Here is a 15,485-nt window from a genome sequence, read left to right on the forward strand (position 1 = left end):
GATGCGCACCGCCGCACGCCTCCAGCGCTACAATGCATCGCGGCTGCCCCGCGAAGAAGTCGAGCAGCTTGCCGCGCGTGAGCTTGCGGCTGAACACCAGCGTACCGCGCGCATCTGCGCCATGCGCATGAAAAACACTCTTGGCGATATCCAGACCGATTGTGGTAACTTCCGACACGGACGCCTCCCTCAGTGGTGTTTCAACACCTCCACTTTGGCACATCGATGCCGTCGGGGGGCGTCCACCCCATCAGCTTTCGTCCATCCGCCGCGCGGACTTCGATCGGCGCAATTGGAAGTCTGTCCCTGACGTCGACGAGAACGAGCTGGCTTTCACCCCTTCGCACCCACTGTTCGCCCCATTGGCGGATTGCGATGACCACGGGGAGGAGTGCATCTCCTTTTGCGGTCAAGCGGTACTCGACTTTGCGGCGGTCAGTCTTGTCACACACCCGGTCCAGTACACCGTTTTCAACAAGGCGCACTAGACGACTGGACAAAATGTTGCGGGCGATACCCAAGGTACGCTGGAACTCCTCGAAATGAGACAAGCCATTGAAAGCGGCCCGCAGAATCAGGAAGGACCAGCGCTCCCCGACGACTTCAAGCGCTGCAGGGATGGAGCATTCCCGTAGCATGGCTTTATGGTGACTGAGCTCGATCATGCCTCCTCCCATCGGCTAAGAATGCCTCGCATGGATCATGTTCGTCCCGCCTGCGGGCTCACCGAGCGACAAGGCGGGAGCATTCACCGTTGGGTGATGGTGGGACCATCCGGTTCCGTTGTCTACAGAAACTAACACTGATGCGACCCATCAGCGGGCAGCTGGCCGGACGCGCCGGTGGACGCACGCTTGTTCCTTTTGCTTTACCGTTGCGGAGGGGGCGGCGCAGGTTCTCAAGTCTTCCCGCGCTTGCGACCGGGACGCTTTGGCTTCGGCGTCGCGCTCGAGCATGGTCTCGCTAACGCTGCGTAACAATGAAGTACGCGCCGGCCGTGGAGTGGTTGGTGAAAGGCGAGCGAGTGCCGGCAGACAAGGTCATTCGACGCAGTCGGCTTGAGTCGAGCACAGGCGGAAGATGAGATCGCGGCTCGCGGCCGTCGGCGGTGTGTCTGCTCGTGCGCCGGAAGGCCGCTGCTCGGTATCGGTCCGGCGAACCACACCGGTGAGGCAATCTTCGACACCTGTTTTCGGAAGCCCCTTCGCAGCAGGGGCGATCCGCAGCCTCTGATCGGACCCGCGCAATGCCACCTGCTCGGCCATGCCGTCTAACACAACCTTTCCACAGATCTTCACGGGGACGTTCCAGTAGCCTGGATTCAGCACTGCCGCGGGGACGGTGATCACGAGAGGGCGTTCGGTAACCGCCGTCGGCTGCAGCGCCTTGGCGAGAAGGATGCCTGGCAGGATGTACAAGGGCATATCTGTTCCTGTTGTTTACCGGCGGCAAATTGATCGGCGGCGCGAGGTGGAGTTCTCCACCGGCAACGTCCGACAGAGCACCTGAGTTCACTCCGGCCCAGTCGTCGACACGAGGGGGGAACCTCTCTTCAGCGCCCCGAGCTCGCCCGCTACGGGGCCGATAGCGGATTGGTTCGCCTCCCGCTCGCGGGACGCTCTTCCGCTTAGCGCACGCGATCGGTCTGAGAGCGGTGCTAAACAAGCCAGGAGGCTCGGGTCAGGACATCTGCGGAATGGACGCTCGCCAACTTTGCTCCATCTTGGATTGAAGAGGCTCTCCGGCGCGGTGTGCCCCAGGACAGGGGGGGGCGGGGGGCGATGCGTGATCCAACTGATGGGTGAGCTACTTGAGCAGGCGTGCCGGTGGTGCGGGGGCGCTCGATCCCAGCGCCGATCATACGAGCACTCTTATTGCGACTCGTTCGAACAGATCGGCACCGGCGTCGTATTTAGTCAAATTTAGAATGTGAATTACCTCTAGCTGAGCATCGCCCGTCGACTCTCGAGCTTCTTGATTGGCGCGATAAATGAACCGAACGCCTCCATCGCCGACCTTACCTAAGAGCCGCAGTCGCACGGCATGATCTGATGCTAGCAACATCGTAGAACTTCTTCCGGATGAGGTCTCCGTGAGATGCGGCTCAATTTTGTTGGGCGCAGGAGTTCGCGCCCTAGCCTCGACAGGCTAAAAAGGGCTCGCTAGCTGTCGACCCTCTGTCCCGGTTGCGAACGGCAGCTATTGCCGCGAGCGATCGTTGAAAGCTGCCAGTCGGCTCGCGCCCAGCTCCAGCCGAAAAGCAGCCGGGCTAGAATGCGCCAAAGTACGAACCCGCTCGCGCGGGATTGGCGCGAGCGGTGAGGCAGCGGGTCATCGATATTGCTTGAGCGCATCGGAGTCGTCCTCCGAGCCTGAGGGGTCACCCTTCAGCTCGAGAGGAAGACGCAATGACGACACAGTTCCCCCGTCCGATCAGCCCACTCCGCCAGCGCATGCTGGAGGACATGGCGATGCGCGGCCTGCGCGAGGGCACGCAGCGCGACTACATCCGGTTCGTGCGCAGCTTCGCCGCTTTCCTGGGGCGGCCTCCCGACACGGCCACGGCCGAGGATGTCCGTCGCTTCCAGGTTCACCAGGCCGAGAGCGGCGCGCAGGCGCCCACCGTCAACAGCGCAGTGTCGGCACTGCGCTTCTTCTTCAGCGTGACGCTCGATCGGCCGGATCTGGCACGGCGGCTGGTGCTCACCCGCTATGCTCGCAAGCTCCCGACCGTGCTCAGCGTCGAGGAGGTCGGTCGCCTGCTCGAGGCGGCGCCCGGCCTCAAGTACCGGGCGGCGCTCGGCACCGTCTACGGGGCCGGGCTGCGGGTCTCCGAGGTCGCCACGCTCAAGGTCGACGACATCGACAGCACGCGGATGCTGATCCGGGTCGAGCAGGGCAAGGGCCGCAAGGATCGTAACGCGATGCTGTCGCCCCAGTTGCTGGCTCTGCTGCGGCTGTGGTGGCGTGAGGGCAGGCGCCGCAGCGTCTTGCTGCCGCACGGATGGCTGTTTCCCGGGCGCAGCTACACCGATCCGCTGTCGACGCGTCAGCTCAATCGCGCCGTGCACGAGGCCGCCGAGGCCGCAGGGATCCGCAAGCGCGTCACTCCGCATACCCTGCGGCACAGCTTCGCCACCCACCTCCTCGACCAGGATGTCGACATTCGCGTCATCCAGGTGCTGCTCGGCCACAGCAAGCTCGACACGACGGCGCTCTACGCCAAGGTCGCGACGCGGACGATCCGCTCGGTTACCGGCCCGCTCGAGCGGCTTGCGGCCGTGATGGAGGGGAGAGAGCCCGCCGGTTGACAGCCCGTGCGCGCCTCGCTCGAGGTCGCCGATATCTTCCGCAGCGCCGGGCCGGGATACCGCTCACGTCATGCCGGGCATCTGAGCCTGGGCCAGCTCAAGATCATGTCGGCGATCGAGGCCTGCCGCACCGCCGCTCTCGGCGGCCATGTCGAGGGCTGCGAGGACTGCGGCCACCTCCGGATTGCCTATAACAGTTGCCGCAACCGGCACTGCCCAAAATGCCAGGGCGCTGCGGCTCGCGCCTGGCTCGCCGAGCGCGAGGCCGACCTGCTGCCGGTCGGCTATTTCCACGTCGTCTTCACGGTGCCGGCCGAGGTCGCCGACGTGGCCTTCCACAACAAGGCGGCCGTCTACGACCTGCTGCTCCGGACGGCGTCGGAGACGATGATGACGATCGCCGCCGATCCGAGGCATCTCGGCGCCCGCATCGGGATCACCGCAGTCCTGCACACCTGGGGATCGGCGATGACCCATCATCCGCACGTCCACATGATCGTGCCGGGCGGCGGCATCTCGCTCGACGGGCAGCGCTGGGTCTCCTCGCGCGCCGGCTTCCTGCTGCCGGTCCGGGTGCTCGGCAAGCTCTTCCGACGCCTCTTCCTCAGCCGCCTCAATGCCCTGCACGAGACCGGCCGGCTCGTTTTCTTCGGAGCGCTGGCCGCCCTCAGCGACCGGCGAGCATTCCTGCGCCACCTGGCGCCCGTCCGGAAGAAAAGGTGGGTGGTCTATGCCAAGCCGCCCTTCGCCGGGCCCGAGGCGGTGCTCGCCTATCTCTCCCGCTACACCCACCGCGTCGCCATCTCGAACCGGCGGCTGATCTCTTTCGACGAGCGCGGTGTCACCTTCCGCTTCAAAGACTATCGCCGCACCGGCGCGGAGCGCTACCGCGCCATGACGCTCGGCGCCGACGAGTTCATCCGCCGCTTCCTGCTCCACGTGCTGCCCCGCGGCTTTCACCGTATCCGCCACTACGGCCTGCTCGCCAGCGCCTCCCGCAAGGAGAGCATCGCCCGTGCCCGCGAGCTCCTCCCAGTGGCACCGCCGTCCGAACCGCCACCAGCGGATCAGCCCGCGCCGCTGCCGCCCTGTCCCTGCTGCGGCGGACGCATGCGCATCATCGACAGTTTCGAGCGATGGCGCCAGAAGCGCCCACCGCCCCCGGTGGTCGCGCTCGCCCGGGAGAAGGCGCCGTGACCCGGCACGGCCTGTTCCACCTCGATGCTGCTGCGGTAGCGCTCCAGCCGACCGCCCCAGTCGTCTCTCTCGCTTCGAAGGACGTCCGGCCAGGCCTCCACGACCGATCGCGAGGCCGGATCATGCCGCCGCCGGTGCGCCAGGTCGCTGCTCTCATTGCCGCCGAGCCACGCCAGACCATCCGGCGTCGAGCCGCTGTCAGCAGCCGGAATCTCAAAACCCCATAGCGCCGCGCTCCGCACCCGCGGGTTCCTACATTGGAGGATTTCGTACGCCTGCCGGCATCCGAAATCCTTCACAATCGCGGCCGTTCAGCAATGCCTGAGCGTCGTCTCGAAGCGGACGTTCCTACGCCTCTTCCAAGCCGTTCATGTCGTCAATTAGCCGCGTCAACTCGCGGGCGAGTTCATCCTGCCGGCTCGCGTGCGCGGCTAGGTCGAACACAGCGGCCATCGCGTCTATGACTCCGCTAGTGCCGAAGAACATCGCAGACAGCACCGTGACAAAGTGTTCGAGTAACCAAAGGTGATCGAAGGCAGCTCGGCTTCTTGCGGGGCGCTCGCGGCTGCCCTGCCAGAAGTAATTCACCCCGTAGTAGGTGCCGTGCAGCAGCTCTGAGGAGGGTCGGTAAATCGCGAAGACAGCTGCCCCGACGCAAAGCCCCGCACGCCTCGACCGCTGTGTGACAGCATCGATCCGCTCCTCGATAGTGGCGGTGGACCAGTCGCGTATCTCTCGCCCCCGCTTGTTCGTGTACTCCTCCAGCGCCTCCGGGAGGCCAGGCAGATCGTCCGGCGTTAGCCCGATGTCGCGCCTCACGCTCATGCGCCAGCCGCCAATGTTCGCTTCACGGCTGAGGTCGCGCCACCGCTTCTGGCGCATATGTCGAACGGCCTGCTCCGCGATAGCCTCGCCGCCCACCGCGATGTAAGCGGCGTTCACCGCTGTCTCCACCGCTGAACGCGTGATGCCAAAGCCATCACGGATGGCCATGTCTCGGCTCCGGGTCAGGGCGAGCACGCTATCTAGTGACACGCCCACAGCTTGGAGCATTAGGAGTGGGACCCTAATCGCGATGTTATCCAAATCGGGATCGAGTAGGTGCAGGTCGTGAATAATCGCGTCCAGCGCACCGGCCTGCGCGTGCAGCACGCCACGACCACGGTCGTGCAAGTGGTCCGCAGGCGTACCGTTCGCACCAGACATGGCATCATCTCGCATCGACAGATGATTAGATCGCCTTCCTTCGATCGGCTACGTCGTCGAGCAACGCCATCAAAGGCGCAGGCCAGACAACACCGGCGTCAGTGGCACGGTCTACCAGCTTCCTAATGTGGGAGACCGAAGCGGGTGCACCGTCCAGCGCAGCGTAGGCGTCAATCATCCCCATGATGGTAGCGTTGAACTTCTGCCGCTGCGCCCGAATTCCTGGGTAGAGGAAAGGGAACACCACCAGGGAGAAAGCAGCACCGAGGAGGGTGAGGCCGGCGATGATCCCGGCCATCCACAGCACGACGGTGGCCTCGGGTGCGAGCCAGGCGAGCACGCCCGCAATCGAGAGGCCAATTACGAGAGACTTGAGATTGCTCCACAACCAGGAGAGCACCGTAGGGAGCTTCTGCGTCAGCTGAGGTTGCATCTCGTCGGCGAACGCGAACATCTCCGCTGCCATGAGCATGTCGGTCAGCAAGCGATCGAGATCATCAACGCGATAGGACAGGGCAAGATAGCCGGCGGCGGCTTCTTCGACATCGAGGCGAATGATGTACGGGTCGGCGTGCTTCTTGCCAGCGAGCGTCGGCCTCGAGCGGTGGTGCCACGCGAGAGCCCCCTTTTTGCTATTGCGATCCCACCAGTTCGGATCGACGGCTCTTGCCGCCGTCTCCACAACGTCGAGGCCACGCCGGATGTTGTCCTCTCGCTCGTATTCGTTGGACGCGCTGCCTGCCGCGGCCTGGCTGACTTCGGTCACAAGCCGACCCCAGAAACGATCTTTGAACAACTCGTGGTCGCGGACCTGTTCGTCCTGATGCGGGCTCCAGATCGTGGTCATCGGCGACGCTCCCCCCGGGAAGAAGCTATGGTTGGTCGCAGCACCTGTCAAAGGCAGGACACGATCTGCAACTTACCGAAGGTGCTTCCCCCGAAGATAACGCTCGACGTCCGCCGCCTCGCGCCGTCCATATTGCACACGGCAATAGTAGCAGTTGGCCTTCGGCCTATCGTTCACATTGCCTACCCGGCCCTGGTCAGCACGGTAGGTAAGGTGACGCTTCGGCGTCCGCAGACCGGTTACGGCCGCCATGAACTCGACCGCTCCGAGACTCGCGACTACTCCGTTCACCGGCGAGACAGAGGGGCCCTTCGCGTCGAGCAACGTCTTGTCGATGCCGTAGGCATCGTCGCGGCGTTGAGCTTCTTCCTCGCCTGCGAAGTAGGCTTGCACCTGCTGCTGGTCGAGGACACCGAAACAACTCAAGCAACCTCCACCGCCGGTTGAGACGAACACCCGCCCACCGTAGGCGCCGGGCTCGGGAACGTCCGACGCAAGGTCAATATAGGGCTTGGCGTATGCTTGGCAGAGCTCATTCAAGAGCGCACGAGGTCCGTCATGGTCAAAACAGCCGAAGATAAAGTCGCCGGCCTGGATGGCCTGAAAGGCGGCGCTCGAAACCAAACCGGCTTTGATTGGCGTCGCCCGGATTGACGGGTCGATTTCGTTCGCCAGTCGGCAGGCGAGGTCCACCTTTGCGGAACCGGGGACTGGATCTGATGCGCGCGCGCCGACGAAGCGGTTGCGGTTGCTCTCCTCAAGATCCTCGTCGTCGATGGCGGTGATCGCGCCAACGCCCAGGAGGGCCAGATGCTGAACACTTGGACTGCCCAGCCCGCCGGTGCCCACAATGACTGCGTGGGTGTTCCGCAGCCGCGCCTGCCCCTCGGGCCCGAACAGCCGAATGTTGCGATCGAATCGTTCTTCACCTGCGTTCATCGCCAGCCCCCAAGGCTAAGGTTTGTTGGCGTGAGCCGCTCATCGCCGCAAACGATGGCCTCGAGCGGCTGCGGCAGTTCAGGATTGTCAAGCCAGACCAGCGCGTCGAAACTGGCCGGCGCGACGACTACCGCGAAATATGGACGGCCTCTCAAGCGCCACCACATGTGCGGCACCGTCTCCCGAAGACCGCTCCGGTCGGCCATCGAGAACGCCGCCGGAAGAGGGAAGGGATGCGAGTGCAGCTCGACCACCGAGGCACCGAGCGCATGCGCACGCTTGATCACCCGAATTCGTGCTTCGTCGGTAAGCTCGAGATAATCGTCGTGCTGCTCGGCGAGATCACTCGGGCCGATCAGCATTGCGTCAATCGCGGTGAAAGCATCTGACCCCTCGTCCCGGGTTGCAAACAGGAATGCGGCCTGCTCCCGGTCATCGTCTGTGGGAAGAAGGTGGTCGAACAGCGAACGCAGCGACCCTGAACTTATGTGGAGTGTTGTCATCACACGCCCTCCTTCAGGCGCTCACCGAAGCTTCGCGCCCAGTGGAGCAGATTGACGCCTGACCGGACTTCCGCTTCCGGCTCCCAGGGGAAATTCGGCGACCAGGAAAACTGTGCCCACCCGCCTTCGAAGGGACAGTGTCCGTCCGGCACGTCGGCGAAGTTGTTGGGCGTGGTACCGCTAAATGTGAGGGTTCGCGGGGCCAAAAACGCGTAGGGCTGCTGGCCCGGATAGCTTGAGTTCACCATGAATGCGAGACGGACGGTGTCGATCGGCTGACCGTTCTCTCGCCATGAAGGCGGACAGCGGTATGCGGGAAGCAGGAACCAGTCGTTGCCGCTGTGCTCCTGATGAACCGCTCCGGGAAAACTCTCCCGGAGCAGCGCATATTCCTCGGCAAGTCGCGACCTCATCAGCCGCGCTGCCACTTGAACTTCTTGCCGAACCCGTGGCCAGGCTTCAGCGTAATGACCTCGCCGACAGCGAGCGTCCGCTCGTCATTCTCCGCATCGATCTCGATGACCCCTTGGCTCGCGTCGAAGCCGCCCAGCGCCGCGATCTCCTCGGTGGAGATGGTCGGCTTGTCCCAAGGGTATTCCTGGTTCTCGATCGTGACGAAGTACTTTGGCCCCTGCGCCTTGCTTGGATTGGATCCGGTCCCTGCTTCCTGAACCATGATGCCCTCCTGACGTGGCCGGCGAGATTCGCCGATGGCCAGCAAATAGGGCCTCACCCTATCTGCGTCAAGAAAGTGATACGTATCAGGTGGCAGATTTTTCGAAAAATGCTGTTACCCGAAGGGAGACAGCTACATATCCGCACTCCAAGCGTAGCGGCACTTGAGGTGGTTCATGGAGCTAAATTCCAAAGCGCCGAGGTGTTGGAGACGGCCCACGACAATTCCTGGCGCCACTCCACATTCTGCTGCGAAGTCGACGATTTCGCCCTCGTCGCCCGAGAATCCACGGAGAAAGCGTTTCAAGGCCGCATGTGGGATCAGGAAGTCGGCGGCCCAATCGTTTGCCTCCTCCTCCTGCTTCGGTGCAGCATTTCCAGAGCCCTTCGCCATGTCAATGAATATTACCTTTCGACTATGAAGAAGAAGGTGAGCGCATTCATGAAAGAATGTGAACCAAAAATGGTCGTCGCTTTTATAGCGGAGACTCTGCTGAATCAGAGCGCGGCGCGGGCTCAGCCATCGCGAGACTCCGCTCGCCCGGACCTTTGAGAAGGGGCGCTCAAGCACAAACACAACGCCTGCCTTGGCACATCTCTCCTCTAGCTCTGGCAGAGCTTGGTCTAAAGGTGCGAGAGTTAGTGCGCGTATTTCTTTGAGTGTTTTTAGAAAGGCTTCTCGACTGTAATCCGACGCGGGCTGCTTCTGCGCCTCTCGCTCCCCGATGCGCAGCCAGGCAGCTAGAGATTGCAGACTGTTGGCGTAGCTAGGCGATGTACGGAAGTCCGCAGCAACGAGTTCCTCAATTCTCTCCTCACACGCTCGAACACTTCCAACACCAAAAAACTTTAAAACCTCCCGCACCTGCCCAGCAGGATCCTTTTCTCGTGATATCAGATCACGATCCGCTAGTTCCTTAAGCGGGAACGCCTTCGCCCATTCATGCCACGCAGTGAGATTCCTGTTTTCATGCTCACGGGCAACATGAAGCTGGTACTCGGCTTCCATGTTTATCCATACAGACGCAGATAAGCCGAGCACCCGCTCTAACTGCAGCGCCGTCTCAGGCTCAATAGGCGCCTTACCAGCGATGATTTCTGTCATCAGCTTGCCAGACCGGCCACACCGACGCGCAAGCTCGCGCGCAGAAATTCCCAATTCTTCTAAATATTCTTGGATCAGCTGCCCGGGTGGCGTTGCGTGATCTGGCCGATACGCAAAGTCGGCGCTGAGGGCATTCATGGCTTCTTTCCCTTCTGGAGCTGAGTGCACTGCACGCCGGTGACCTCGATATGGGTCACGGCTGCCGGATCGACAGCTTGTTCCACCTTCCCGTTCGGGGTCATCGCTCGGAAGTCGAGGCGATGGTCACGTCCTGCAGCGACAGAAAATCGCCGTTTCTTCCCAGGTGATCTAGTGAGGTGGATTGGGGGCTCCGTGGGCACGAGAGCCAAGGTCGCGGCCGCTCGGAGTACTGAGAGGCGGCAGCAGATGAGCCTTGCCACGGTCATGCCCAGGGCGGCTTCGAGGCGCTCGCGACTACAGAAAAGATCTCGAGCCTCCTCATCGGGAAAGGAGATCTCCAAAACGTCAGCCCCACAAACTGTTTCGTCTCAGGTAACACCTTTTTTGGCCGTGGCAACCCACAACAGCCAAACGCACCCACGCACTTTGCGATATTCGTGCATTGGCGGCGGATTGCGGCTGCGTGTGGGGCGTGCAAATGGAAAGGCATATCCGCAACCTATAGCTTCGTCGGTGGTCGATTGTCGGGCAGTGGCGGCTTTCCGGGCTCCGGTTTCTGAAAGCTGCCCGTCCGCTACCGTGAAGAGTTTCGGGCGCCGGCAGGCGTACGAAAGTCCCCGAGGAAGGAACCCGCGGGGACCGAGATCGCGGCCTATGGGGATTTGTGAATTTGGCCGTGGAGGCTGGGACCGGGCGCCGGCGGGAGAGGCGCCCTGAGCTTCCTTGCAGGTCGCGTCCGTCGATAGTGTGGCGGGGCTTCGGGGTGGCGGCGATGCGTCTGACCAGGCTGACGCCGTCGATGACAAGCGCCGGCGTGAGCTGGGGCGCAGACCGGAGCGTCAGGGCTGCGGCATCGGGCAGGAGCAGTGCGTGCCGGGTCACGCGGCGATCGTCCGGATTGCATTGGCGGACGCCGGCGGGCCGCGCGGCTGCATCCAGCGCTCGAAGGTCTCGATGATGCGCATGCGGCCGCCGCAGCATGGACAAGGCGGGAGCGGATCGGGAGGCTCGACCGGCTCTGCGGCTGGCGGCGGAGGCGCGACGGCGAGGAGCTCGCGGGCGCGAGCGATGCTCGTCTTGCGCGAGGAGGCGGCGAGCAACCCGTAGTGCCGGATGCGGTGAAAGCCGCGCGGTAGGACGTGGAGCAGGAAACGGCGGATGAACTCGTCGGCGGCGAGCGTCATCGTGCCGTAGCGCTCGGCGCCGTCGCGGCGGTAATCCTTGTAGCGGAAGGTAACGCCGCGCTCATCGAGGGCGATCAGCCGCCGGTTCGAGATGGCGACGCGGTGGGTGTATCGGGCGAGATAGGCGAGCACCGCCTCGGGCCCGCCAAAAGGAGGCTTGGCGTAGACCACCCAGCGCTTCTTGCGCAGCGGCGCGAGGTAACGGGCGAAAGCGCCGCGATCGGCCAGGCCGGCGCTGCGTCCGTAGAAAGCGAGCGAGCTGTGCAGCTCGAGCAGCCGGGTCAGGAAGAGCCGTCGGAAGAGCTTGCCGAGGACTCGCACCGGCAGCAGGAAGCAGGTGCGCGAAGAAATCCAGCGCGTGCCGTCGAGCGAGATGCCGCCGCCCGGCACGATCATGTGGACGTGCGGGTGGTGGGTCAGCGCCGAGCCCCAGGTGTGGAGCACGGCGGTAATGCCGATACGGGCGCCGAGGTGTCTCGGATCGGCGGCGATCGTCATCATCGCCTCGGAGGCGGCGCGGAAGAGCAGGCCGTAGATCGCGGCCTTGTTGTGGAAGGCGATGTGAGCGATCTCGGCCGGCAGAGTGAAGACGACGTGGAAGTAGCCGACCGGGAGCAGGTCGGCCTCGCGCTCCGCCAGCCAGATACGAGCCGCTGCGCCCTGGCACTTGGGGCAGTGCCTGTTGCGGCAACTGTTATAGGCAATGCGGCGGTGGCCGCAGTCTTCGCAGCCCTCGACATGACCACCGAGGGCAGCGGTGCGACAGGACTCGATCGCCGACATGATCTTGAGCTGGGCAAGGCTCAGGTGACCGGCATGGGCAGAGCGATAGGCCGGACCTGCGATCCGAAAGATGTCGGCGACCTCCAGGGAGGCGCGCACTGGGCCTCAGCCGCCGGGCGCCACTCCCGTCCTGAGCATGCCCAGCTTGTCGAGCGGGCTGGTGACGGCGCGCACCGTCCTGGTCGCGACCTTGGTGTAGAATGCAGTGTTTTCGAGCTTGGCGTGGCCGAGCAGGGTTTGGATCACCCTTATGTCGACGCCGTCCTCGAGCAGATGCGTGGCGAAGCTGTGGCGCAGCGTATGCGGACCGACGTGCTTGGCGATCTCCGCCGCCTGCGCGGCCTCGACGACGATGCGATGAAGCTGGCGGGTGCTGATCGGCTTCATCGTGTGCTGACCCGGAAACAGCCAGCCGTCGCGATGCATCACGCCCTGCTGCTGCCCGACTCTCCACCACTGGCGCAGCAGGAAGAGCAGATCGGCCGGGAGCAGGGCATTGCGGTACTCGCCACCCTTGCCGCGCTCGACCCGGATCAGCATCCGCTCGCTGTCGATGTCGCGGACCTTGAGCGCCGAGACCTCGGCGACGCGGAGGCCGGCGCCATAAGCAACCGCCAGGGCAGCCTGGTGCTTGAGACAGGTCGTCGCATCGAGAAGGCGCGCGACTTCATCGCGGCTCAGCACCACCGGCAGGGTGCGCGGATGAAAGACCCGCACCAGCTTGCGCGCGAGATCCGGTCGGTCGACGGTGTGCGTGAAGAAGAACCTCAGCGCTGAGACGATGCTGTTCATCGTCGGTGCCGCCATCCCGGCATCGCGCTGCTCGACCTGGAAGCGGCGCAGGTCCTCCGCCGTCGCCCGATCCGGCGGACGGCCGAGGAACGTCGCGAACCGCCCGATATCGCGGATGTAGTTGCGCTGCGTCGCTTCGCTGAACCGCCGCATCCTCATGTCGTCGATCAGGCGCTGGCGCAGGGGGCTGATCGCAGTTGCTGGAAAGGGAGTGGTCATCATCTGGCTCCTCACATCTGAGAAGCCGATTTTACCTCGTCACCCGCACCCATCCCGCGCAGCGGGTTCGTTCCACGGCCAGGTCCAGCCAAGATCGGCCGAGCGTAGCGCACCAGAGTCGGTCATTCAGACCGTCTCTTCCTGCTGGGCACGACGGCGTGGTCGGTCAGCCGAACGCGAGTTCTGCAAAGGTCAAATCGTGCTCCCGCAACCAACACACAACCGCCAAGGCACACGCCGCGGCGGTTTTTTTGTGCCCGCGGCAGGGGGACGCGTGTCGGCCGCGCCGCCACCGCCCGCGCCTGCATTCTTTCTGTATTAACAGCAAACCCCGCTCGAGTGCACCGCTCGAAAGAGACAGGGAGATAAGCGACGGCTCTCGCGGGAGAGAGCCGTTGGCAGACGATCGCGACCGTACCCGCGGGCTGTCGCCGGGCGCGCGGCCAGCCGCCGGCGTCAATCGAGCAGCGGGACGTGATAGTCCTCGAGGAGCTTGCGCACCTCGGCGTGCCGCTTCGCCAGCACGGCCTCTATCTCGCCGCGCAAGGCGACGTCCGCCCTGCGCGTGCCCATCGAGATATCGAATACCATCGGCAGCTGCGGTCCGTCGAACGCGCGGGCGAGCGGCGTGACCTTGAGGCCTCCCCCGTGCCGGCCGGCAAAATAGCCCGCCACCGGGCCCCAGACGAAGGCAAGGTCGATCTCGCCCGACGCCACGGCCTCGACGATCGCGGCCTGCGGCGCCGGCGTCCCGTAATCGCCATAGACCATGTAACCGCGCACATTGTCGACGATGCCGCGCCGCGACAAAGCATGAGCGGGCGGGGTGTTCGAGAAATCGTCGCCGATCAGCTGGACGCCGATCTTCAGCGTCCGCAGGCGTTCGTCATCGAACGATGCGATGTCGAGACCGCGCTCGGCACGTGTGACCACGACATAGGTCGAGCGATAATAAGGCCGTGTCGTCCCGAGCATCTCGAGGCTGGCGCCCACCCCCGGAATGAGATCGCAAAGGCCTTCGTTCAACGTCTCGCGCACATTGCCCCGGCGCTGCGCCCACCAGGTGTAGCGAACCTCTGCGCCGAGATCGGCGGCGATCAGCGCGACCAGCTTGTTTTCGAACCCCTCTTCCTTTGCGTTGGAGAAGGGCAGATTGTTGGGATCGGCGCAGACCTTGAGTTCGCGGGCGCCCGCAGGCGTTGCGCCGATCAGCAGCAAGGCGGCGAGCAGCGCCCTCATCGCGTCACCGCCACGCCCCAGGGACGGCCGCCGAGCTTCACCGAGTCGATGACCCGATTGGCATCGAGATCGATCGCGGTCAGATCCTCGCTGAGGCCATTCGCCGTGTAGAGCCGGCGCTCGTCGGGGGAGGGGGCGAGATTCCAGGCTCGCCAGCCGACGGGAAAGGTGCGGACGATCGTCAGCTTTGCCGGATCCACCTCCGCGACGAGCTTCCCGCGGCCGAGCGCCACGAAGGCGCGCTTGCCTTCCCGGGTGAAGGCGATCGCCACCGGCTGGACGAAGACGTCGGCATCCGGCGTCACCAGATCCGCCGCCTGAAAATCGATCTTGCCGACTTGCTTCCTCGTCGCGGTGTCGAACACCGTCACCGTGCCGCGGACTTCCGAGGACACCCAGAAATGGCGCCCGTCGGGGGTGAAGGCGACGAAACGCGGCCTAGTGTCCACCAGCAGGTTGTCGGTCACCTCGCCGCTCGCGGCGTCGATGAGATGCGCCATCGACGCGCTTTCCGAAGTCTGGACGACGAGCTTGCCGTCGGGGCTGACGGCGGTCCCCTCCGGCTCGCCGCCGACCATCACCTCCTGGCGCAGCCTCGCGTCCACGACGTCGACGATGCTCAGCGCATTGTCGTCCTCATTGGCGGCGAACAAGGTCTTGCCGTCAGGAGACAGAGCGAAGGTCTCCGGATCGGGGCCTGAAGGCAGATAACCGGTCACCTTGGCGGTGGCGATGTCGACCACCGCGATGCGATTGTCCTTGCTGACGGCGACATAGACCGACCGCCCGTCCGGCGCGGCGACGATGCCGCGAGGCCCGGCGCCGACGGCGATCTGCCCCTTCTCCTTCAGCGTCGCCGCGTCAATCAGATGGATCCGGTCGGCGGCCTCGTTCGAGACCCAGATCGTCTCGGCAGCCGCGGGCGCGCCGCAGCCGAGCGCCAGGAACAGCAGCGGGCGCATCAGGTGCGGGTGTAGAGGAAGGCAGAGATGTCGCGCGCGTCGGCGGGCGTCACGCCCAGTCGCGGCATGGCGGTGCCTGGCGAGACGGACTGCGGATCGACGATCCAGCGCTGCAGATTGGCCGGCTTGTTCTCCAGACGGCCGCCGATGATCGCGCGCACGGCCACTCCGTCGAGCGGAGGCCCCACCGTGCCGGAGGCCTGCGGTACGCCCTTCACGGCGTGGCAGCCCCCGCAGCCATAGCGGCTGAAGGCCGCCTCGCCGCGTTGCACGTCGCCGCCGGTCATCGCCGCGGCCTTGCGGACCAGCTCCTCCTTCTCGTGCGTGACCTCCGCGTAGCGGCCCGCGCCCGCCGCGGCGGTGATCGCCACCGCGCCGGCCA

General features: G+C 64.4%; 16 protein-coding genes and 1 pseudogene. 2 read left to right on the forward strand and 15 right to left on the reverse strand.

The features are described from left to right. The 3 genes and pseudogenes from E2493_RS22285 to E2493_RS07280 form a co-directional block, all read right to left on the reverse strand. Nucleotides 1-178 (reverse strand): annotated as a pseudogene (locus tag E2493_RS22285) (IS110 family transposase); the annotation flags it as partial. A gap of 22 nt (nucleotides 179-200) precedes the next feature. Then, nucleotides 201-665: a winged helix-turn-helix transcriptional regulator gene (locus E2493_RS07275; RefSeq protein ID WP_225421205.1), complete on the reverse strand. Its 465-nt coding sequence runs from the start codon at nucleotides 663-665 to the stop codon at nucleotides 201-203. A gap of 375 nt (nucleotides 666-1,040) precedes the next feature. Next, nucleotides 1,041-1,424, reverse strand: a complete 384-nt coding sequence (locus tag E2493_RS07280; protein ID WP_135085234.1) for a hypothetical protein — start codon at nucleotides 1,422-1,424, stop codon at nucleotides 1,041-1,043. 984 nt (nucleotides 1,425-2,408) lie between these two features. On the opposite strand from E2493_RS07280, the gene E2493_RS07285 reads away from it, so the two are divergent. Together E2493_RS07285 and E2493_RS07290 are read left to right on the forward strand one after the other, a co-directional pair. Continuing rightward, nucleotides 2,409-3,311 carry a tyrosine-type recombinase/integrase gene (locus E2493_RS07285; RefSeq protein ID WP_135085236.1) on the forward strand — a complete coding sequence of 301 codons (903 nt, stop codon included), beginning with the start codon at nucleotides 2,409-2,411 and terminating at the stop codon, nucleotides 3,309-3,311. 6 nt (nucleotides 3,312-3,317) lie between these two features. Next, nucleotides 3,318-4,508 (forward strand): IS91 family transposase, encoded by a 1,191-nt coding sequence (locus E2493_RS07290; protein WP_135085238.1) that lies wholly within the window; start codon nucleotides 3,318-3,320, stop codon nucleotides 4,506-4,508. Nucleotides 4,509-4,856: 348 nt separating this feature from the next. On the opposite strand, the gene E2493_RS07295 is transcribed toward E2493_RS07290, so the two are convergent. The 12 genes from E2493_RS07295 to E2493_RS07350 all read right to left on the reverse strand — a co-directional run bounded on the left by E2493_RS07295 (nucleotide 4,857) and on the right by E2493_RS07350 (nucleotide 15,474). Further along, nucleotides 4,857-5,714: a hypothetical protein gene (locus E2493_RS07295; protein WP_135085240.1), complete on the reverse strand. Its 858-nt coding sequence runs from the start codon at nucleotides 5,712-5,714 to the stop codon at nucleotides 4,857-4,859. A 25-nt stretch (nucleotides 5,715-5,739) separates the two neighbouring features. Then, a complete protein-coding gene (locus E2493_RS07300) occupies nucleotides 5,740-6,561 on the reverse strand; it encodes a hypothetical protein (protein ID WP_135085242.1) in 822 nt (273 codons plus the stop codon). A gap of 72 nt (nucleotides 6,562-6,633) precedes the next feature. Beyond that, nucleotides 6,634-7,500: a HesA/MoeB/ThiF family protein gene (locus tag E2493_RS07305; RefSeq protein WP_135085244.1), complete on the reverse strand. Its 867-nt coding sequence runs from the start codon at nucleotides 7,498-7,500 to the stop codon at nucleotides 6,634-6,636. Continuing rightward, nucleotides 7,497-8,003 carry a hypothetical protein gene (locus tag E2493_RS07310; protein WP_135085246.1) on the reverse strand — a complete coding sequence of 169 codons (507 nt, stop codon included), beginning with the start codon at nucleotides 8,001-8,003 and terminating at the stop codon, nucleotides 7,497-7,499. The genes E2493_RS07305 and E2493_RS07310 overlap by 4 nt, the downstream gene beginning before the upstream one ends. After that, complete coding sequence (locus E2493_RS07315; RefSeq protein WP_135085248.1) at nucleotides 8,003-8,431, reverse strand: hypothetical protein; 429 nt, start codon at nucleotides 8,429-8,431, stop codon at nucleotides 8,003-8,005. Before E2493_RS07315 ends, E2493_RS07310 begins: the two co-directional genes overlap by 1 nt. After that, nucleotides 8,416-8,724, reverse strand: a complete 309-nt coding sequence (locus E2493_RS07320; protein WP_135085250.1) for a multiubiquitin domain-containing protein — start codon at nucleotides 8,722-8,724, stop codon at nucleotides 8,416-8,418. Before E2493_RS07320 ends, E2493_RS07315 begins: the two co-directional genes overlap by 16 nt. Before the next feature lie 87 nt (nucleotides 8,725-8,811). Continuing rightward, entirely contained in the window at nucleotides 8,812-9,921 is a 1,110-nt protein-coding gene (locus E2493_RS07325; protein WP_135085252.1) for a HigA family addiction module antitoxin, read from the reverse strand. A gap of 881 nt (nucleotides 9,922-10,802) precedes the next feature. Next, complete coding sequence (locus E2493_RS07330) at nucleotides 10,803-11,990, reverse strand: IS91 family transposase (protein WP_135085254.1); 1,188 nt, start codon at nucleotides 11,988-11,990, stop codon at nucleotides 10,803-10,805. A gap of 6 nt (nucleotides 11,991-11,996) precedes the next feature. Next, on the reverse strand, nucleotides 11,997-12,902 hold the full coding sequence (locus E2493_RS07335) for a tyrosine-type recombinase/integrase (RefSeq protein WP_135085256.1): 906 nt from the start codon (nucleotides 12,900-12,902) through the stop codon (nucleotides 11,997-11,999). 456 nt (nucleotides 12,903-13,358) lie between these two features. Beyond that, a complete protein-coding gene (locus E2493_RS07340; protein WP_135085258.1) occupies nucleotides 13,359-14,141 on the reverse strand; it encodes a substrate-binding domain-containing protein in 783 nt (260 codons plus the stop codon). Then, complete coding sequence (locus E2493_RS07345) at nucleotides 14,138-15,103, reverse strand: PQQ-dependent catabolism-associated beta-propeller protein (RefSeq protein ID WP_135085260.1); 966 nt, start codon at nucleotides 15,101-15,103, stop codon at nucleotides 14,138-14,140. The genes E2493_RS07340 and E2493_RS07345 overlap by 4 nt, the downstream gene beginning before the upstream one ends. Further along, nucleotides 15,103-15,474, reverse strand: a complete 372-nt coding sequence (locus E2493_RS07350) for a c-type cytochrome (protein ID WP_225421206.1) — start codon at nucleotides 15,472-15,474, stop codon at nucleotides 15,103-15,105. The genes E2493_RS07345 and E2493_RS07350 overlap by 1 nt, the downstream gene beginning before the upstream one ends. Nucleotides 15,475-15,485: the final 11 nt, after the last annotated feature.

The organism is Sphingomonas parva (ex Maeng et al. 2020), assembly GCF_004564275.1.
Classification (GTDB): domain Bacteria; phylum Pseudomonadota; class Alphaproteobacteria; order Sphingomonadales; family Sphingomonadaceae; genus Allosphingosinicella; species Allosphingosinicella parva.